This is a genomic window from Thioalkalivibrio sulfidiphilus HL-EbGr7, assembly GCF_000021985.1.
Classification (GTDB): domain Bacteria; phylum Pseudomonadota; class Gammaproteobacteria; order Ectothiorhodospirales; family Ectothiorhodospiraceae; genus Thioalkalivibrio_A; species Thioalkalivibrio_A sulfidiphilus.
The window spans coordinates 1,215,380-1,233,113 of the sequence record NC_011901.1; the positions used below are offsets into that span (position 1 = coordinate 1,215,380).

General features: G+C 65.9%; 17 protein-coding genes and 2 riboswitches. Of the genes, 11 read left to right on the forward strand and 6 right to left on the reverse strand.

The window, feature by feature from the left end; genetic code table 11:
* Position 1: 1 nt before the first annotated feature.
* The gene (locus tag TGR7_RS05655) at positions 2-3,148 is read left to right on the forward strand and encodes an efflux RND transporter permease subunit (RefSeq protein ID WP_425358072.1); all 3,147 of its coding nucleotides are present in this window, start codon (positions 2-4) and stop codon (positions 3,146-3,148) included.
* Between the two features lie 140 nt (positions 3,149-3,288).
* Positions 3,289-3,507, forward strand: a complete 219-nt coding sequence (locus tag TGR7_RS05660) for a hypothetical protein (RefSeq protein WP_012637700.1) — start codon at positions 3,289-3,291, stop codon at positions 3,505-3,507.
* A 54-nt stretch (positions 3,508-3,561) separates the two neighbouring features.
* On the opposite strand, the gene TGR7_RS17595 is transcribed toward TGR7_RS05660, so the two are convergent.
* Both TGR7_RS17595 and TGR7_RS05670 read right to left on the reverse strand, forming a co-directional pair.
* On the reverse strand, positions 3,562-4,317 hold the full coding sequence (locus TGR7_RS17595) for a hypothetical protein (protein ID WP_012637701.1): 756 nt from the start codon (positions 4,315-4,317) through the stop codon (positions 3,562-3,564).
* Positions 4,318-4,401: riboswitch (cyclic di-GMP riboswitch) on the reverse strand.
* 409 nt (positions 4,402-4,810) lie between these two features.
* Positions 4,811-5,584, reverse strand: a complete 774-nt coding sequence (locus TGR7_RS05670; RefSeq protein WP_187148420.1) for a hypothetical protein — start codon at positions 5,582-5,584, stop codon at positions 4,811-4,813.
* A 120-nt stretch (positions 5,585-5,704) separates the two neighbouring features.
* Positions 5,705-5,788, reverse strand: a riboswitch (cyclic di-GMP riboswitch).
* Between the two features lie 542 nt (positions 5,789-6,330).
* Here TGR7_RS05670 and TGR7_RS05675 point away from each other — a divergent pair.
* From TGR7_RS05675 to TGR7_RS05705, 7 genes are all read left to right on the forward strand, one after another.
* The gene (locus TGR7_RS05675) at positions 6,331-6,555 is read left to right on the forward strand and encodes a hypothetical protein (protein WP_012637703.1); all 225 of its coding nucleotides are present in this window, start codon (positions 6,331-6,333) and stop codon (positions 6,553-6,555) included.
* Between the two features lie 184 nt (positions 6,556-6,739).
* On the forward strand, positions 6,740-7,858 hold the full coding sequence (locus TGR7_RS05680) for a 4Fe-4S dicluster domain-containing protein (protein WP_425358073.1): 1,119 nt from the start codon (positions 6,740-6,742) through the stop codon (positions 7,856-7,858).
* Positions 7,855-8,331, forward strand: coding sequence for a cyclic nucleotide-binding domain-containing protein (locus TGR7_RS05685; protein ID WP_012637705.1), 477 nt, complete (start codon positions 7,855-7,857; stop codon positions 8,329-8,331). The genes TGR7_RS05680 and TGR7_RS05685 overlap by 4 nt, the downstream gene beginning before the upstream one ends.
* A complete protein-coding gene (locus tag TGR7_RS05690) occupies positions 8,312-9,166 on the forward strand; it encodes an FAD/NAD(P)-binding protein (RefSeq protein WP_012637706.1) in 855 nt (284 codons plus the stop codon). The genes TGR7_RS05685 and TGR7_RS05690 overlap by 20 nt, the downstream gene beginning before the upstream one ends.
* A complete protein-coding gene (locus tag TGR7_RS05695; protein WP_012637707.1) occupies positions 9,163-9,951 on the forward strand; it encodes an NADH-quinone oxidoreductase subunit B family protein in 789 nt (262 codons plus the stop codon). The genes TGR7_RS05690 and TGR7_RS05695 overlap by 4 nt, the downstream gene beginning before the upstream one ends.
* Entirely contained in the window at positions 9,929-11,224 is a 1,296-nt protein-coding gene (locus tag TGR7_RS05700) for a Ni/Fe hydrogenase subunit alpha (protein WP_012637708.1), read from the forward strand. The genes TGR7_RS05695 and TGR7_RS05700 overlap by 23 nt, the downstream gene beginning before the upstream one ends.
* The gene (locus tag TGR7_RS05705; protein WP_012637709.1) at positions 11,221-11,694 is read left to right on the forward strand and encodes a hydrogenase maturation protease; all 474 of its coding nucleotides are present in this window, start codon (positions 11,221-11,223) and stop codon (positions 11,692-11,694) included. The genes TGR7_RS05700 and TGR7_RS05705 overlap by 4 nt, the downstream gene beginning before the upstream one ends.
* Positions 11,695-11,862: 168 nt before the next feature.
* Here the strand turns inward: TGR7_RS05705 and TGR7_RS05710 are convergent, their stop codons facing one another.
* Positions 11,863-12,702, reverse strand: a complete 840-nt coding sequence (locus tag TGR7_RS05710; protein ID WP_012637710.1) for an SDR family oxidoreductase — start codon at positions 12,700-12,702, stop codon at positions 11,863-11,865.
* A gap of 69 nt (positions 12,703-12,771) precedes the next feature.
* Positions 12,772-13,149, reverse strand: coding sequence for a DsrE family protein (locus TGR7_RS05715; protein WP_012637711.1), 378 nt, complete (start codon positions 13,147-13,149; stop codon positions 12,772-12,774).
* A 113-nt stretch (positions 13,150-13,262) separates the two neighbouring features.
* Between TGR7_RS05715 and TGR7_RS05720 the strand changes: the two genes are divergently transcribed.
* Both TGR7_RS05720 and TGR7_RS05725 read left to right on the forward strand, forming a co-directional pair.
* A complete protein-coding gene (locus TGR7_RS05720) occupies positions 13,263-13,550 on the forward strand; it encodes an FmdB family zinc ribbon protein (RefSeq protein WP_012637712.1) in 288 nt (95 codons plus the stop codon).
* Positions 13,551-13,571: 21 nt separating this feature from the next.
* Positions 13,572-14,225, forward strand: a complete 654-nt coding sequence (locus tag TGR7_RS05725) for a DUF502 domain-containing protein (protein ID WP_012637713.1) — start codon at positions 13,572-13,574, stop codon at positions 14,223-14,225.
* A 52-nt stretch (positions 14,226-14,277) separates the two neighbouring features.
* Here the strand turns inward: TGR7_RS05725 and TGR7_RS05730 are convergent, their stop codons facing one another.
* Together TGR7_RS05730 and TGR7_RS16750 are read right to left on the reverse strand one after the other, a co-directional pair.
* Complete coding sequence (locus tag TGR7_RS05730; RefSeq protein ID WP_012637714.1) at positions 14,278-15,993, reverse strand: GGDEF domain-containing response regulator; 1,716 nt, start codon at positions 15,991-15,993, stop codon at positions 14,278-14,280.
* Positions 15,981-17,579: a sensor histidine kinase gene (locus TGR7_RS16750; protein ID WP_012637715.1), complete on the reverse strand. Its 1,599-nt coding sequence runs from the start codon at positions 17,577-17,579 to the stop codon at positions 15,981-15,983. The genes TGR7_RS05730 and TGR7_RS16750 overlap by 13 nt, the downstream gene beginning before the upstream one ends.
* Positions 17,580-17,734 lie beyond the last annotated feature (155 nt).

A 17,734-nucleotide genomic window follows, 5' to 3' on the forward strand; every position in this document is an offset into this window, starting at 1 on the left:
CATGGTGACGCCCCGTGAGGAAGAGCCCCAGATCAACGTCACCTTCGCCAACGTGTTCATTCCCTTCCCCGGCGCCACCGCCCGGGAAGTGGCGCAGCTGGTCAGCTCGCCCGCCGAGCAGGTGCTCTCGGAGATCGAGGGCCTGGAGCATATCTACTCGGTGTCCCGACCGGGCATGTCCGTGCTCACGGTGCAGTTCAAGGTGGGCGAGGACCGCACCGCGGCCATCGTGCGCCTCTACAACCAGATCTTCTCCAACCAGGACTGGCTGCCCCAGGGCCTGGGCGTGGGCCAGCCCATCATCAAGCCCATGGGCATCGACGACGTGCCCATCGTGGCGGTGACCCTGTGGACCGAGGACCAGGACCGCGGCGGTCATGAACTGCTGCGGGTGGCCCATGCCATCGAGGCGGAGCTCAAGCGCGTGCCCGGCACCCGGGACATCTACGCCATCGGCGGCCCCGACCACGTGGTGCACGTGGTGCTGGACCCCCAGCGTATCTCCGGCTACGGCATCGGTCTCGACGAGCTGCGCATGGCGCTGCAGGCCAGCAACTTCTCCCGGGATGCCGGTGCCCTGGTGCGCGACAACCTGGAGATCCCGGTGCAGGCGGGCACCTTCCTCACCAGCGCGGACGAGATCGCCGGCCTGGTGGTGGGCGTGCGTGACGGCCGGCCCGTGTACCTCTCCGACGTGGCCGACATCCGCCATGGTCCGGCGCCGCCGGATAACTACGTGCGCTTCGGCGCCGGCGCGGCCGGCGACGGTGTGCCGGGTCTGACCCACCCGGCGGTCACCCTGGCCATCGCCAAGAAGCCCGGCACCAACGCCGTGGACATCGCCGACAAGCTGATGGAGCGGCTGGAACAGCTGCGCGGCACCTACATCCCCGAGGGCGTGCACACCACCATCACCCGCAACTACGGCCAGACCGCCGACGACAAGGCCAAGACCCTGATCCAGAAGCTCATCTTCGCCACCGCCTCGGTGGTGATCCTGGTGTGGCTGGCACTGGGCTGGCGCGAGGCGATCATCGTCGGCGCCGCGGTGGTGATCACGCTGGCCATCACCCTGTTCGCCTCCTGGGCCTACGGCTTCACCCTCAACCGGGTGTCCCTGTTCGCGCTGATCTTCTCCATCGGCATCCTGGTGGACGATGCCATCGTGGTGGTGGAGAACATTCACCGGCACATGCAGATGGGCAAGAAGAAGCTGCTGGAGGCCATCCCCCTGGCGGTGGACGAGGTGGGCGGTCCCACCATCCTGGCCACCTTCACGGTGATCGCGGCCCTGCTGCCCATGGCTTTCGTGACCGGCCTCATGGGGCCCTACATGAGCCCCATCCCCATCAACGCCAGCATGGGTATGCTCATCTCCCTGGCCGTGGCGTACGTGGTCACCCCGTGGATGACCTACAAGTTCCTGCGCCGCCAGGCCGAGGCCCATGGACCGGCCAGCGGCGGGCAGGGCCACGGGGAAGAGGGCAGCGGCTGGCTGATGCGCCTCTCGGAGCGCAGCATGGGTCCGTTCGTGCGCGGCGAGAAGGCACGCACGCGCCGCTGGGGCCTGTACGGGGCCATGGTCGTGCTGATCCTGGCCTCCGTGTCGCTGGCCTACTTCCAGGCGGTGGTGCTCAAGATGCTGCCCTTCGACGACAAGTCCGAGTTCCAGGTGGTGCTGGACATGCCCGAGGGGACGAGTCTTGAGCAGACCAACCGTGCGCTGCACGAGATGGGCGCGTTTCTCGCCACCGTGCCCGAGGTGACCGACTACCAGATCTACGCCGGCACCGCCTCGCCCATCAACTTCAACGGCCTGGTGCGCCAGTACTACCTGCGCGAGGGTGCCCACATGGGTGACATCCAGGTGAACCTGGTGGATGCCAAGCAGCGGGACCGCAAGAGCCATGACGTGGCCCTGTCCGTGCGCGACCCGCTGCGCGAGATCGCAGCCCGCTACAACGCCTCGGTGAAGGTGGTGGAGGTGCCCCCGGGTCCGCCCGTGCTCTCGCCCATCGTGGCCGAGATCTACGGCCTGGACTACGACGGCCAGATCGAGGTCGCCAGGCGCATCCGTGAGGTGTTCGAGTCCACCGAGGGTATCGTCGATGTGGATGACAGTGTCGAGTATCCCGGTCCGCGACTGATCCTGGAGGTGGACCGCCAGAAGGCGGCGCTGCTGGGTGTCTCCCAGCAGTCCGTGGTCAGCGCCGTGGACACGGTGCTGGGCGGTGAGGACGTGAGTTATCTCTACGGCGTGAACGTGAAATACGCCGTGCCCGTGCGTCTGGAATTCGACGTGGCGGACAAGGCGCACATCGAGTCGGTGCTCTCGCTCAAGGTGCGTTCCCAGTCCGGCGCCCTGGTGCCCATCTCGGAACTGGTGAACGTGGTCGAGACCACCCGTGAGCATTCCATTCACCACAAGGACCTGCTGCCGGTGGTCTACGTCATGGGCGACATGGCCGGCGAGCTGGACAGTCCGCTGTACGGCATGTTCGACATGTTCTTCCAGATCCGGGAGATGCCCCTGGCCTTCGGTCAGACCATCGAGCAGTTCTTCATCTCCCAGCCGGACGATCCCTACTTCTACAGCCTCAAGTGGGACGGCGAGTGGCAGGTGACCTACGAGACCTTCCGGGACATGGGCATCGCCTACTCCGTGGGCCTGGTGCTCATCTACCTGCTGGTGGTGGCCCAGTTCCGTTCCTACATGGTGCCGCTCATCATCATGGCGCCCATCCCGCTGACGGTGATCGGCGTGATGCCGGGACATGCGCTCATGGATGCCCTGTTCATGGACGCCAAGTTCACGGCCACCTCCATGATCGGCATGATCGCGCTGGCGGGCATCATCGTGCGCAACTCCATCCTGCTGGTGGATTTCATCAACGACGAGCTTCGTCGCGGTGCGGCCTGCGAGGATGCGGTGATCCGTGCCGCCGCCGTACGCGCCAAGCCCATCGTGCTGACGGGACTGGCCGCCATGGTGGGTGCGGGTTTCATCATCGACGATCCGATCTTCAGCGGTCTGGCCATCTCGCTGATCTTCGGCATCCTGGTGTCCACGGTGCTGACCCTGGTGGTGATCCCGGTGCTCTACTACAGCTACATCCGCAACCGTCAGCATCTGGTGCGTGAGGCGTAATCGTCAGACGTGATGCGTGAGGTGTGAGGCGGGCATGGCCGGCCCGCCCACTGTCAGCGAATGCGATGTCGGAACCTGCGAGCCGCGCGACCCCGCGAGCTTCCAGGGCCAGCAGTCATCAATCAACAGCGAGAATCGTCATGAAAGTGGAAATGGGTGAAGAGGGACTGAATATCCTGGACATGTCCCGGGACCAGGCGGGGCTGCTGGTGGAGGCGCTCAAGGCATCGCCGAAGCAGGGCTTCATGGAGGATGAGGAACTACGTCGCCTGTTCAAGCTGCTGGCGGTGGTGCAGTCGGATCTCTGGGATGACATGACCAGCGGCAAGTTCGACTTCTCGGCCTACAAGCGTCAGTAAGGCGATGAGGTGTGGGGATCGACCCCACACCTCACAACCACTCCCCCAGCCAACTCACGGAATGACCAGCTGCGTCTCGCAGGTTTCCACGCTGCCGCAGTTGTTGCTGCCCGTGCCGGTGCAGGTCAGGCCCTGTGAAGGCACGTTCACTGACACCGAGTGGCTGTAGCTGCCCGAGGCGGTACCCAGTTTGATCCGGTAGCTGTCCACGAAGGTGCAGGCGCCATCCAGGGTCATGTTCGGTGCGGTCCAGGCCAGCGTCACCACCGACCCGGAGGCCAGATCCCCTGATGCCTCGTTGGAATCCGGGCTCTCCTGTCCCAGGTCATCGATGGCCTGCACGGCCACATACCAGGTGTTCAACTGCACGACGGGTTCCGGTTCCGGTTCAGGGGCCGGCGCGGGCGCAGGTTCGGGCTCAGGCTCGGGCTCAGGTGAAGGCGCGGGTTCCGGATCGGGGATCGGATCCGGTTCGGTGATCGGCTCCGGCACGGGATCAGGTTGTGGCTCCGGCTCCGGCTGGGACGGGGGTGGCGTCGGAGTCATGCCGGGGCTGGATTGCGACGGTGCCTCTTCCGTCTGCGGGTCGCTGTTGCTGACCTGATTAGCGACGTCTTCCTCGACACAGCCCGACAGCAGGGCAATGCCCAGAAAGCCGGTGGCCAGTGCGCGCAGAAGCGTCGTGGAGATCGTTCCGGACGGATGGGACGCAATGCCATGGCAGTAGCACGCGGCAATGGGCGTGTCATTCGATCGCGCGTTGAAACATGCGGCGGCATCACGGCCACCCGAAAACATCGTCTTCGTCATTTCGGTAACTCCGCTGTCATGGCCGAAGCCGTAGACCGGTGGTTTTGCGTCCCCGCCTTTCGGTCGGGTATGCCCTTTCGATGAGCTTTTTTTCTTAACGCGTGTTGGGCCTGTCCTTGTGTCGTTCCGCCATCCCGCGAGGGAAGGGCGTGAATGGATGTCATCCGATTCCCTGATGACCCGTGGCGTGAAGTATGTGGAGTGCGCTGGTCGAGAGCCGTGATGCCCTTCACGGGGCGCGTGCCGTGAATCCGGCTTTGCACGCCATTCATCGACCAATTTCGTGAACGGTGACGGGGCTCACACGTGAACCCGGGATGTGCGTGTCTCAAGCCATACGCACGGACTGTGACGTGCGTTCGATGTTTGTGCGAAGACGCGGGTGTGCTCGGCGCCGGAGGTGCATCTGGCGCGGATCCTTCGGGTCGATGTTCATAAAAAAGCGCCGGGTCCCAGGGATGGAACCCGGCGCTTTGGTTCGATGCCGATGGCCTCAGATGGCGGGCACCTGCATCTGTAGTTCGCAGGTGTAGGTGCTGCCGCAGGCATTGCTGCCCGTGGCACGGCAGTACAGACCCAGCGCATTGCTCTGCACGTTCAGGGAATAGCTGTAGTCGCCTGGCGCCGTGCCGAGTTTCACCAGGTAGCTGTCGACGGTGGTGCACGCGCCATCCAGGGTCATGTTCGGTGCCTCCCAGCTCAGGGTGACATGTTCACCCGAGGCGAGATCGCCCGAGGCCTCATTGGAATCAGGGCTTTCCTGTCCCTGCCCATCGATGGCCTGCACAACCACGTACCAGGTGTTGAGTTCGACCACGGGTTCGGGCTCGGGCTGAGGTTCCGGTTCGGGCTCGGGCTGAGGTTCCGGTTCGGGCTCGGGCTGGGGTTCCGGTTCGGGCTCGGGCTGAGGTTCCGGTTCGGGCTCGGGCTGGGGTTCCGGCTCTGGCTCGGGCTGGGGTTCCGGTTCGGGCTCGGGTTGAGGCTCCGGTTCGGGCTCGGGCTCCGGGTCGTTGCTGACCTTGTTGTTGCCGCGTCCGTTGTTGGTTTTACCGCCGTCGTCGCTGTCCTTGACCCTGCCATTGCCGTTGCCACGGCCGGGGCTGGTGCTGGTCTCCAGGCTCTGCTCATCAGTGGCAGTCTGGGCCTGGCCGTGCCCTGGCATTGCAAGGGTCACGGTGAGCAGCAGTGCGAGACTGGCGTGCAGCGCCACGGCAAGAGGCTTGCCCCTGGATGCGGCCGGTGCGTCGGCCGGACTGGCGGGATGCACAGCATCTCGCGGATGCGTGGGGTATTGCCCGGAGACGTCGTGGCAAGCCAGGACCGAGCGCGGGGCGTGTTCTGAGAAGCGCGCGCCCACAGGGCCACGCTTGGCATGGTATGTCGTCATTTCGGTAACTCCGCTGTCGTGGCGTTTGCCGTAGACCGGTGGTTTTGCGTCCCCGCCTTTCGGTCGGGTATGCCCTTGTCGTTTAACGATCGGGACTTTCTGCCGATGGCACTCCTGTATCCGTTGGCCTAGCCCGCAAATCTCACCACCGTTCGTAGCGAGGGCGTCGAGATGCCGCTGTGACGGGGCGCGCGGAGCGGAAGACGGCGCCGGCGTAGCCGAGACTACGTCAAGCCGGCTGGAGTGAGCACGCCCCGTCACAGCGAGCAGATCGGCGGCCGCAGTAGAAGGGTGGTGAGATATGCGGGCTAGTCGGTCGCATTATGCCGGGAGGGTCCCCGGACTCGCCGTGACGGGCCTCACGGCAGACGGGCAGGCCGTCTGCCGATCGCTACCGGATATCGAGAGTGGACGTCGATTCAGCCACAGACCGGCTGAGTGGCCGCTGCTGGGTGCGGCAGGCGAGGTGGCAAATCCGGGGTTGTCCATGGATTCGGAAGGGATGCTGCGCTGCACAAGTAGCAGTGAATATTCCATGACACGCCAGCTTTTTTGATCGTGGTCAAGGAAGCTTCATGGGCAGCGTCCATACTTGAGCAAACGACAAGGATGAGGAGACGCCCACGATGCGCCTGAACCAGAACCCCAGCGCCGAGACACCCGCCGTCGAGACGCACAATATTCGCTTTCTCAATCCCTACCTGATGAGTGGCGCGGAGATCCGCCGCCTGCAGGTGGCCAATGGTGACACCCCCTGTTTTGGTACCGAGGTGCGCTACCAGTGCAGGCGCGACGACTGCCAACTGAGCCGCCGCTGCCTGGGTGGTCTGGTGGCGCACTGGAAACGCTGAATCTTCAGGACGCCCGATTCCCTCGTTTTATCTGCTCAGGACTGCCCCGAATTCAATCGGGGCGAAGCCGATTGTGTTCTGCATGCTCAGCCCCCGCGTTGACGCCCCTTGAAGCCATCCTCTATGGTTTCCTTGAAATCAGTCATCGACTCCACGCCAGCCCGGGAGGTGTGACTTGCGCGTAATGGCCCCCGAGGAGATGGAATCCCTCATCCGGCTGCTGTCCGATGACGGCTACGAGGTGGTCGGCCCCACCCGGCGCGAGGGCGCCATTGTCTACGACCGTCTTCAGGGTCTTAACGACCTGCCCGCCGGTTGGGGCGACGAGCATGGCCCCGGCCATTACCGACTCCACCAGCGCGACGACCAGGCCCTGTTCGGCTACGTGGTCGGCCCCCATTCCTGGAAGAAATACCTGTTTCCGCCCCGGGAGACCCTGGTGCGGGTGCTGCGTCGCGAGGACGGGGGCTTTGAAACGCAGCCCGGCGAGCCCGCCCCGCCCCGGCGCGCCTTCATCGGCGTACGGCCCTGCGAACTGGCGGCCATCGGCATCCAGGACCGGGTGTTCCTGGAGCAGTCTGTCAGGGACCGGGCCTACGGGGCCCGTCGCGAGGGCGTGTTCCTGGTGGCGGTCAACTGCGCCGAGCCGGGCGGCACCTGTTTCTGTACCTCCATGGGTACCGGTCCGCGGGCCCATGCCGGTTTCGACCTGGGTCTCACCGAGGTGATCGGCGTGGGCATGCACTTCCTGGTGATCGAGGCGGGCAGCGAGGCCGGCGAGGCCATGCTCGTCAGGCTCGATCACCGGGATGCCAGCGAGGCGGAGCGCGCGGCCGCTGAACGGATCTGGCAGGAGGCCCCGAAGCACATGGGACGCACCATGCCCGGCGATGCCCGGGAGGTGCTTGCCGGGGCCCTGGAACACCCCCGCTGGGCGCAGACCGCCGAGCGCTGCCTCTCCTGCGCCAATTGCACCCTGGTCTGCCCCACCTGTTTCTGTGCCCAGATGGAGGAACTGCCGGACCTGGAGGGCAATGCCTCGGAGCGGGTGCGACTCTGGGATTCTTGTTTCAACGGTGAACACTCCTACATGATCGGCGGTCCCCACCGCAGCACCGTGGCGGCCCGCTATCGCCAATGGCTCACCCACAAGCTCTCCACCTGGCACACGCAGTTCGGCAGTTCCGGCTGCGTGGGCTGCGGGCGCTGCATCACCTGGTGTCCCGTGGGCATCGACATCACCGAGGAGGTGGCCGCCATCCGCGCCACCGCCCAGGGCAAGGCAGGAGGGCAGGGCACATGAACGAGCTCCTGGAGATCCTCAAGGACCAGCCCTTCTTCGAGGGACTGCGCGAGGCGGACATGCGGCTTCTCGCCGCCGGCGCCTCCCTGAGGACCTTTCGGGCGGATGAAACCCTGTTCCGGGAACACGAGGAGGCGGCAGCCTTTTATCTCATCCGCAGCGGGCGGGTGGCCCTGGAGAGCCGGCTGCCCGGTCGCCGCGCCGAGGTCTTCATGACCCTGGGACAGGGCGAGGTGCTGGGCTGGTCCTGGCTGATGCCGCCCTACCGCTGGCACTACAGCGCCCGCGCCCTGGAGGAGACCCACGCGGTGCATTTCGACGCCCCGGCCCTGCATGCCTGCATGGACCGGGACCCGGTGCTGGGCTATGCCCTGTACCAGCGTTTCGCGGCGCTGATCGTGCAGCGCCTGCAGGCGGCGCGGCTGCAGGCCATGGACATCTACGGAGGCGGCGATGTCGGTCTCGGCGGCTGAGCGGCAGATCCCTGAACCCATGGCCCCGGCGCCCTGGCGCATCCTGGACGTGCGCCGGGAGGTGGCCGATGGCGAGGTATTCACCTGGCGCCTGCGGCCCGAGTCCGGCGTGGCCCCCGAGGTCCGTCCGGGACAGTTCAACATGCTCTACCTGTTCGGCGTGGGTGAGGTGGCCATCTCCGTGAGCGCCACGGGCGATGACGGCAGCCTGGTGCACACCATCCGCGCCGTGGGCAGCGTCACCCGCACCATGCAGGGGCTTCGCGCCGGCGACGTGGTGGGCGTGCGCGGCCCCTTCGGCAGCGCCTGGCCGGTGGAAGCGGCCGAGGGGCGTGACCTGGTGCTGGCCGCGGGCGGTATCGGTCTGGCGCCCCTGCGCCCGGTGATCCACGCGGTGCTGGCCCGGCGCGAGGCCTTCGGCCGCGTGCTGATCTGCTACGGCGCGCGCTCGCCCCGGGACCTGATCTTTCGCGACGAACTGGCCCAGTGGCAGGCCCGTGCCGACCTGGATGTGCGGGTCACCGTGGACCGGGGCACCGCCGACTGGAAGGGGGACGTGGGCGTGGTCACCCAGCTCATCGACCGGGGTGGCTTCGACGGCCGCAATGCGCTGGCCATGGTCTGCGGCCCGGAGGTGATGATGCGCTTCTCGGCCCTGTCCCTGCATCGGCGCGGCGTGGCCCCGGAGCGCACCTTCGTCTCCATGGAACGCAGCATGCGCTGCGCCCTGGGTTTCTGCGGCCACTGCCAGATCGGCCCCCATTTCGTCTGCCGGGACGGCCCGGTGTTTCCCTACCCGGTCATGGAGCCGGCCTTCCGGGTGCACGAGCTATGAGAGTCCAACGCCCCACGCTCGCGGTCTGGAAGTTCGCCTCCTGCGACGGCTGCCAGCTCACCCTGCTGGACTGCGAGGACGCACTGCTGGCCCTGGCCGACACCATCCGCATTGCCCATTTCCCCGAGGCCAGCAGCGCCCGGGTGGAGGGCCCCTGGGACCTGTCCCTGGTGGAGGGTTCCATCACCACCCCGGAGGACGCCGAACGCATCCGCGAGATCCGCCGGGCCTCCAGGCACCTGGTCACCATCGGCGCCTGCGCCACCTCCGGGGGCATCCAGGCCCTGCGCAACTTCGCCGATGTGGAGGCCTTCACCCGCCAGGTCTATGCCCGCCCCGACTGGATCCAGACACTGGCCACCTCCGACCCCATCGCCGCCCACGTGCCGGTGGATTTCGAGCTGCGCGGCTGTCCCGTCGACAAGGGCCAGCTGCTGGAGGTGATCAACGCCTTCCTCTACGGCCGGCGCCCGCAGATTCCCGCTTCGAGCGTGTGCGAGGAGTGCAAGCGGGCCGGGCACGTGTGCGTCATGGTGGCCCACGGCACCCCCTGCCTGGGCCCGGTGACCCAGGCCGGCTGCGGCGCCCTGTGTCCCGGTTGTCACCGGGGCTGCTACGGCTGCTTCGGTCCCAAGGAGACCCCCAATGCGCCGGCCCTGTCGGCGCAGCTTTCGCAGCTGGGCATGGACCGTGGGCAGCTGCTGCGCATCTATCGCACCTTCAACGCCAACGCCAATCCCTTCCGCGAGGAGAGCCTGCGCCATGAGTCAGACCCGGACCATTGAGGTCAACGCCCTGGCCCGGGTGGAGGGCGAGGGCGCCCTGTACGTGCGCACCGAGGGCGAGCGGGTGGCGGAGGTGAAGCTCAGGATCTACGAGCCGCCGCGCTTCTTCGAAGGTTTTCTCATCGGCCGGGATTTTCGCGAGGCCCCGGACATCACCGCGCGCATCTGCGGCATCTGCCCGGTGGCCTACCAGATGGGCGCCTCCCAGGCCATTGAGCAGGTCTGCGGGGTGAGCCTGGACCCGGCCCTGGAGGACCTGCGCCGGCTGATCTACTGCGGCGAGTGGATCGAAAGCCACGGCCTGCACGTGTTCATGCTGCACCTGCCGGATTTCCTCGGCTACCCGGACGGCATCACCATGGCGCGGGATCACCCGGAACTGGTGCGCAACGCCCTGCGCATCAAGAAGATCGGCAATGCGCTCATGCGCCTGGTGGGCGGCCGGGAGGTGCATCCGGTGAACCTCAAGGTGGGCGGCTTCTACCGCGCACCCACGCCGGCGGAGGCGGCGGCCCTGCGCGAGGACCTGGCCTGGGGACTCGAGGCCAGCGCCGAGGCCCTGGACTTCCTGGCAGGACTGGACTTTCCCGATTTCGAGATGGACTACGAATTCGTGTCCCTGGTGCATCCGGACGAGTACCCCATCCTGCACGGACGGCTTGGGTCCACCAGCGGCATCGACGCGCCGGTGGAGGACTACGACCGGATCTTCACCGAGACCCACGTGATCCACTCCAACGCCCTGCACAGTCACCTGAGCGAAACGGGGCGCCCCGCCTGCCTGGGTCCTCTGGCCCGCTTTGCCCTCAACCGGGAGCGGCTCACCCCCCGCGCCGCGGCCCTGGCGGAGAAGGCCGGACTCGGGGCCGTGTGCCGCAACCCCTTCAAGAGCATCCTGGTGCGCATGGTGGAGATCGCCTTCGCCTTCGAGGAGGCCCTGCGCCTGGTGGATGCCTACCAGGCCCCGGCCCGGCCGGCGGTGGACATGACGCCCCGCGCGGGCACCGGCTACGGTGCCACCGAGGCGCCCCGGGGCATCTGCTACCACCGCTACACCCTGGACGAGGCAGGCATCATCCGGGACGCCAAGATCGTCGCCCCCACCTCGGTGAACCAGCCCAGCATCGAGGCGGACCTGCACGGCTTCGTGCAGGATAATCTGGACCTGCCCGATGACCAGCTGCGCCACCGCTGCGAACAGGTCATTCGCAACTACGACCCCTGCATCTCCTGCGCCACCCACTTTCTCGATCTCACCGTGGAACGGGGATGAGTCGCGCCCTGGTGATCGGCATCGGCAATCCCTGGCGGGGTGATGACGGGGTGGGCGCGGCGGTGGTGCAGGTCCTGGCGGGCACGCCGGGTATCCAGGTGGCCAAGTGCGGCGGAGAACCGGCGGAACTGATGCAGTGCTGGGCGGGCTTCGACCGGGTGATCCTGGTGGATGCCGTGGTCACGGGGGGAACACCCGGCGCGATCCTGCGGTTGACGGTCGATCAGCCTCTGCCGAGCACCCCCCGCCATTCCTCCCACGGCCTGGGCCTGGCCGAGGCCGTGGAGCTGGCCCGCGCCTTGGGCGAGTTGCCGCCTGGCCTCGTCATCTACGGCATCGAACCCCAATCCACCGATGACGGCACCAGCCTCTCGCCTGCCGTCGCGGATGCGGTGACGACGGTGGCCCGGGCGATCTGCGAGGAGCTGGACATCTGCCGCAGAGGCGCGGAGGCGCAGAGGGAAAAATAATTGGACAGGATTTACATGATTTACAGGATTGAAAGAGGGTTTGCAGCGCCTCAAATAAGGGTACTCAAGCCCAAGCTATGATTCTGTCAATCCTGAAAAATCCTGTTCATCCTGTCCATTGCATTTCTCTGCGCCTCCGCGCCTCTGCGGCAACTCTTCCCCGGCCGTTCACCGATTCTCCCGCCGTGAAACCGCCAACAGCACCCGGTCCAGCCAGGCGGCGGGCAGCAGGCGGCGCAGGGTGCCGAACAGGTAGGTGGGGAAGGTGACGTAGTAGCGGGCCCGGGGGCGGGGGCTTTCCAGGGCGTGGATGACCTTCTTCAGCACCGCCTCCGGGGGCAGGGTGAAGGGGGCGGCGGGGCCCTGCCTGGTGAGCCGCCGTTCGGCGGCGGCGTAGCGTTCCCGGAACACGCTGTGTTCCCGGTCGATGTTCTTCTGGAATGCCGCATGCGCATTGGCCCGGAAGCGGCTCTCGATGGGGCCGGGCTCCACCAGGCTCACGTGCACGCCGGAACCCTGCAGCTCCAGGCGCAGGGTGTCGGTGAGCCCCTCCAGCGCGAACTTGGAGCAGTTGTAGGCGCCGCGAAACGGCAGGGCCACCAGGCCCAGCACGGAGCTGTTCTGGATGATGCGCCCCTCGCCCGCTGCGCGCATCACCGGCAGCACCCGGTTGGTCAGCTCCAGCCAGCCCAGCAGGTTGGTCTCCAGCTGCGCCCGCAGCACCGCCCGGGTCAGGTCCTCCACCGCCCCCGGCTGGCCGTAGGCGCCGTTGTTGAACAGGCCATAGAGCCGGCCGCCGGTGCGTTCCAGCACGGTGTCCACGGTGGCGGCGATGCTCGCGCTGTCATCCAGGTCCAGTCGCAGTGCCTCGAAGCCCTCGGCCGCCAGGCGGTCCACGTCCTCCGCCTTGCGGGCGGTGGCGAACACCCGGTAACCCCGGTCCTTGAGACCCCGGGCGACGCAATGGCCGATGCCGCTGGAGCAGCCGGTGATGAGGATGGGTTTCACGGTGAAGTGGGAAGTGTGAATTGGGAAGTGGGAAGTGAACTGTTGAGGGTAAGGGGCAGGCCCTCACGCTCAATACGTGAGGGTGACCACGTTGTCCTCGACGATCTCGCCCACGAAGGCGCCGCCGCCGCGGATGCCGTCCAGTTCCGGGATGGCGTTTTCCTGTGTGAGGTCGTGCTCCGCCATGGCGCCGGCGCAGGCGTAGAACTTCACACCGGCCTCGTGGGCGTCCTGCATGAAGCTGTACACGGACTTCTCCTTGGCCTCGCCGGGGTGGATCTGCTCGGCATAGCCCTTGATCAGCAGCCGGGTGGTGCGGGCGGCGAAGTAGATCTCCACCTCCAGGTCCATGGCGGCGGCCACCGTGGCCTGGAAGAAGGGGGCGCCCAGGGTGCCGGGCACGTCCGGGTTGAGGTTGAGCAGCATGATGACGATCTTGTCCGCCATGGGGGACTCCCTGGTGTTCGGGTGAATTTGGTGCGGAGGGAGTATTGGAATTTCCCGGGACCGCACCCATATAATCGGTTCTTAATATTGACCGATTTGATGAGGGATTGAAAATGCCCATCTACGAATACGAATGCGCTGCCTGTGGTCATCGGCTCGAAGCCATCCAGAAGTTCAGCGATGAACCGCTCAGGGACTGCCCCGAGTGCGGCAAGCCGGAGCTGTCCAAGCTGATCTCCGCGGCGGGTTTCCGCCTCGGCGGCGGCGGCTGGTACGAGACCGACTTCAAGAGCAAGAACCAGCGCAACCTCAAGGATGGCGGCGGCGAAAGCAAGGCCTCGGCACCGGCCTGTGGCAGCGGCGGCTGTGGTACTACTGCTTGCGGCACCACTTCCAGCTGATCCGCCCGGGTCCTCCGGCCGATGCTTCACACCCTGCGCAAGTACCTGATCACCGGTCTGGTGGTCTGGGTGCCCCTGGTCATCACCTTCTTCGTGGTGAAGTTCCTGGTGGACCTGATGGACAACAGCCTGCTGCTGTTGCCCCCGGCCTGGCGTCCCGAGGCCCTGTTCGGCTTCAAGATCCCGGGCCTGGGGGTGGTGCTGGCGGCGGTGATCCTGCTGGTCACAGGCCTGGTCACCGCCAACCTGCTGGGCCGCAAGCTGGTGGACCTGTGGGAGAGCGTGCTGCAGCGCATTCCCCTGGTGCGCAGCATCTACTCGGCGGTCAAGCAGGTGATGGAGACCCTGCTGGGGGCGGGCGGGGATTCCTTCCGCAAGGTGCTGATGATCGAGTACCCGCGCAAGGGGATCTGGACGTTGGGTTTCCAGACCGGCGTGGGGGTGGGGGAGGTGCAGTCGCGCACCAGCAAGGAGGTGGTGACGGTGTTCGTGCCCACCACGCCCAACCCCACCTCCGGTTTCATCATCCTGGTGCCCCGGGACGAGGTGGTGGAGCTGGACATGTCCGTGGAGGACGGTCTGAAGTTCGTCATGTCCCTGGGCGTGGTCAGTCCCCGCTGGCCGTACCCGAACCGCCCGCCATCAAATGGCGAGCAGAGGCGCGGGGGTTTCTGATCCCGGGCGGCTGTCGCCCGCAGATCTTCTCCGGGTCGTGAAGCTCAAGTGCTCAGGGTTGCCGGGCGATGTGCGGCAATGGTCTGGGCCGGGCGATGCCGTATCCCTGGGCATAATCCACCCCCAGTTGCGCCAGACGCTGGCGTACCCCTTCCGTCTCCACGAACTCCGCAATGGTCCTCAGTCCGGCCACGTGGCCGATGCGGTTGATCGCCTCCACGATGGCCTGGTGCATCTCGTTCTCGTGCATGTCGCGCACGAATCCACCGTCGATCTTGATGTAGTCCGCAGGGATGTTGGACAGGTAGGAGAAGGAACTCAGGCCGGTGCCGAAGTCGTCCAGGGCCACGTGGCAGCCGAGATCGCGCATCCGCTGGATGAAACGAACGGCATTGCCCAGGTTGGCGATCACGGCCGTCTCCGTGATCTCGAAACCCAGCGCCTCGGGTGGGATGGCATGTTCTCTCAGGCGCTCGGTGACGTGAGCCAGGAACGCATCATCGCCCAGGGTCAGGCCGGACAGGTTGATGAACCAGCGGTAACCCTTCGGCACTTGTCCTTCCCTCAGCAGCTGGCGTATGCGCGGCAGCGTCAGTTCCAGTACCTTGCGGTCCACGGTGGGCATGAGGTTGTAGCGTTCCGCCGCCGGGATGAAGGCCCAGGGTGAGATCACTTCACCGCTCGGGTCGAGCATGCGCAACAGGATCTCGCAATGGCCGGCGGTGTCCGGTTTGAGCGGATGGATTTCCTGGTAGTAGAGCAGGAAACGATCCTGCTCCAGGGCCTCGTTGATGCGCGCGGTCCATTGCATCTCGCTGTGCCGGGCCATGAGCGTGCGATCGTCTTCCCGGAACAGGTGGACGCGGTTTCGTCCCTTGTCCTTGGCCGCGTAGCAGGCCATGTCCGCATGGCGCATGACATCGGAGAGCGACAGATCAGGGTCGTCGAGCAGGGTCAGCCCGATGCTGGCACCGATGCGGAAATTGTGCTCACCCCAGGTGTAGCGAAAATCGTTGACGATGGAGAGCATGCGCCGGGCCACCTGTTCGGCCTGCTCGAGGGTACATTCGTCCAGCAGCACACCGAACTCATCACCCCCCAGACGGGCCAGGGTGTCGTGTTCCCGCACCGGGATCTGCAACAGGCTGGCCAATTGTCGCAGCAGGTCATCGCCGGCCTGGTGCCCGCAGGTGTCGTTGACCAGCTTGAACTGGTCCAGGTCGATGTAGAGCAGTGCGCTGGGACGCTGCCGCCGGGCCTTGGCCAGCGCCTCCTTGAGCCGGGTCTCGAAGCCATGGCGATTGATCAGGCCGGTGAGCGAGTCGTGCAGGGCCAGGTGGTTGATGGCTTCCTGGGCCTGCCGGTTTTGGCGGCGCACCTCGTGGTCGCGCAGTTCCCGGTCTATGGCCGGGGCGAGTCGGGACAGGTTGTCCTTGAGGATGTAGTCCTGGGCACCGTTGCGCATGGCGCTGACGGCGATCTCCTCGCCGATGCTGCCGGAGACGATGATCACAGGGATGTCCTGATCCCGTTCCCGGACCAGGCGCAGGCAGTGGCCGGAATCGAAGCCGGGCAGATTGTGATCGGTGATGATCAGGTCCCAGGCGTGCCCGCTCTCCAGGGCTGTCTGCAGTTGCTCGATGCTGTCCACCCGGGTGCAGTCCGGGGAAAAACCTCCCCGCTGCAACGCGCGCAACACCAGCACAGCGTCGTTCTCGGAATCCTCCACCAGCAACAGGCGCAGGGGGTGGGCGGCTACGGAATCCATGCGTCGTCCGGTTCGCCCAGGGTGAAATAGAAGCGGGCTCCCTCGCCCGGGGTCGCGTCGGCCCAGATACGCCCGCCGTGGCGGTGTATGACCCGGGCCACGGTGGCCAGGCCCACGCCGCTGCCCGGGTAGCCACGGGCGTTGTCCAGGCGCTGAAAGGGTTGGAACAGCTTATCGGCACGGGCCATGTCGAAGCCGATGCCGTTGTCGCTCACGCAGAAGACCCGTTCGTCCGCGTGTTCGTCGGTGTTGAGTTCGATGCGTGGCAATTCCCTGTCCCGGCTGTACTTGAGGGCGTTTTCCAGCAGGTTGGTGAGCGCGATGCGCAGCAGGCCCGGGTCCGCCAGGACGGTGGCACGGGTGGCGATGTGCAGTTCAGGGGCAGGACCCTGGTGCCGGTTCAAAAGCTCCTCTGCCACTTCCTGGGCCAGGGTGTCCAGCAACAGGCTCTCCGTGTGCATGGTGGTGCGCGTGAGCCGGGACAGCTCCAGCAGGTCGTCGATCAGTTCGTTCATGCGCACCGCGCCCTGGTGGATGCGACCGAGATAGTCCTGGGCCTGGTCGTTCAATTGACCCGCCAGGTCCTCGTGCAGGGCCAGGGCAAAGCCCTTGATGGATCGCAGAGGTGCGCGCAGATCATGGGAGACGGAATAGGTGAAGGCCTCCAGGTCGTCGGTGCGCTGCCGTACCCGCTCCTCCAGGCGCTGGTTCAGTTCCTGCAGGCGTTCGGTGGCGAACTTGCGTTCCAGTTCCACGCTGATGCGGGTGGCGAACACCCCCAGCATGGGGGCAGTCCAGCGGGTCAGTTCCATGGGACGGGTGTCCATTACCGACACCAGGCCCAGCATCTTGCCCGAGGAGGCGATCAGGGGTGCGCCGAAATAGCTTTCCACGCCCATGTCAGCGAGCAGGGTGTCGCTGGGATAGAGGCGGCTCGCATCCCGCGGGATGAGTTCCTTCTTCAGGTCCAGGACGTCCTTGCAGGGGGTGCCTTCCAAGTCATACTCGAAATTATTCGCCAGCCGGTCGCCGGCCCACACGGCCAGGGTCATGACTTCGGCCTGGCCGGGTTTGAGCAGGCCGATGAAGGCATAGCGGGCGTCGTAGGCCCGGGCCAGATCACGCACGCAGTTGTGCAGGAAGTCCTCCGTATCCAGTACGCTGCTCGCGCGGGCCAGGGCCTCCATCACGTCCTGGGCGCGTTTCTCCTCGGTGATGTCCAGCAGATAGCCCTGCAGGATGACAGGGCCGGAGGCATCGCTGACCACGTTGACCAGGTCCCTGAGCCAGATGCAGCGCCCCTGGCTGTCGAGCATGCGGTATTCGAATTCGTGGTCCTGACCATCGTGGGCGGCCTGCAGGCAGAAGTCCGGCACCCAGGACTGGTCATCGGGGTGTATGTGCCGGGGCCAGAATCCGGGTTCATACCAGGCCTCGACGGGATAGCCGAGCAGGGGTTCGATCTGGGGACCGATGTAGGTGAAACGCTGCTCTCGCAGATCGAATTCCCACGGAATAAGGCGCGTGGACTCCAGCAGGCGTTGCTGGCGGAAGCTCACGTCGGGGGAGGATGGGCTATCGACCATGCTAGACCTCATGCTGGGCGGATGCGGCTAGCGCAGCGCACAGTTGTTCACCACGGCCCTGCGCTCCGGGTTCGGTTGCGCCGGCACTGGCCTCTATAGCCGTTATTGATGAATGGTTATTCGGTATTCTGTCACATTACATTGATCTGAATATA

Coding starts and splice junctions, on each gene's coding strand:
- TGR7_RS05685 (WP_012637705.1), top strand. CDS start 7,855: ATGAACGAGCTCCTGGAGATCCTCAAGGACCAGCCCTTCTTCGAGGGA.
- TGR7_RS05660 (WP_012637700.1), top strand. CDS start 3,289: ATGAAAGTGGAAATGGGTGAAGAGGGACTGAATATCCTGGACATGTCC.
- TGR7_RS05725 (WP_012637713.1), top strand. CDS start 13,572: ATGCTTCACACCCTGCGCAAGTACCTGATCACCGGTCTGGTGGTCTGG.
- TGR7_RS05705 (WP_012637709.1), top strand. CDS start 11,221: ATGAGTCGCGCCCTGGTGATCGGCATCGGCAATCCCTGGCGGGGTGAT.
- TGR7_RS17595 (WP_012637701.1), bottom strand. CDS start 4,317: ATGACGAAGACGATGTTTTCGGGTGGCCGTGATGCCGCCGCATGTTTC.
- TGR7_RS05680 (WP_425358073.1), top strand. CDS start 6,740: ATGGCCCCCGAGGAGATGGAATCCCTCATCCGGCTGCTGTCCGATGAC.
- TGR7_RS05730 (WP_012637714.1), bottom strand. CDS start 15,993: ATGGATTCCGTAGCCGCCCACCCCCTGCGCCTGTTGCTGGTGGAGGAT.
- TGR7_RS05700 (WP_012637708.1), top strand. CDS start 9,929: ATGAGTCAGACCCGGACCATTGAGGTCAACGCCCTGGCCCGGGTGGAG.
- TGR7_RS05675 (WP_012637703.1), top strand. CDS start 6,331: ATGCGCCTGAACCAGAACCCCAGCGCCGAGACACCCGCCGTCGAGACG.
- TGR7_RS05715 (WP_012637711.1), bottom strand. CDS start 13,149: ATGGCGGACAAGATCGTCATCATGCTGCTCAACCTCAACCCGGACGTG.
- TGR7_RS05690 (WP_012637706.1), top strand. CDS start 8,312: ATGTCGGTCTCGGCGGCTGAGCGGCAGATCCCTGAACCCATGGCCCCG.
- TGR7_RS05695 (WP_012637707.1), top strand. CDS start 9,163: ATGAGAGTCCAACGCCCCACGCTCGCGGTCTGGAAGTTCGCCTCCTGC.
- TGR7_RS16750 (WP_012637715.1), bottom strand. CDS start 17,579: ATGGTCGATAGCCCATCCTCCCCCGACGTGAGCTTCCGCCAGCAACGC.
- TGR7_RS05655 (WP_425358072.1), top strand. CDS start 2: ATGGTGACGCCCCGTGAGGAAGAGCCCCAGATCAACGTCACCTTCGCC.
- TGR7_RS05720 (WP_012637712.1), top strand. CDS start 13,263: ATGCCCATCTACGAATACGAATGCGCTGCCTGTGGTCATCGGCTCGAA.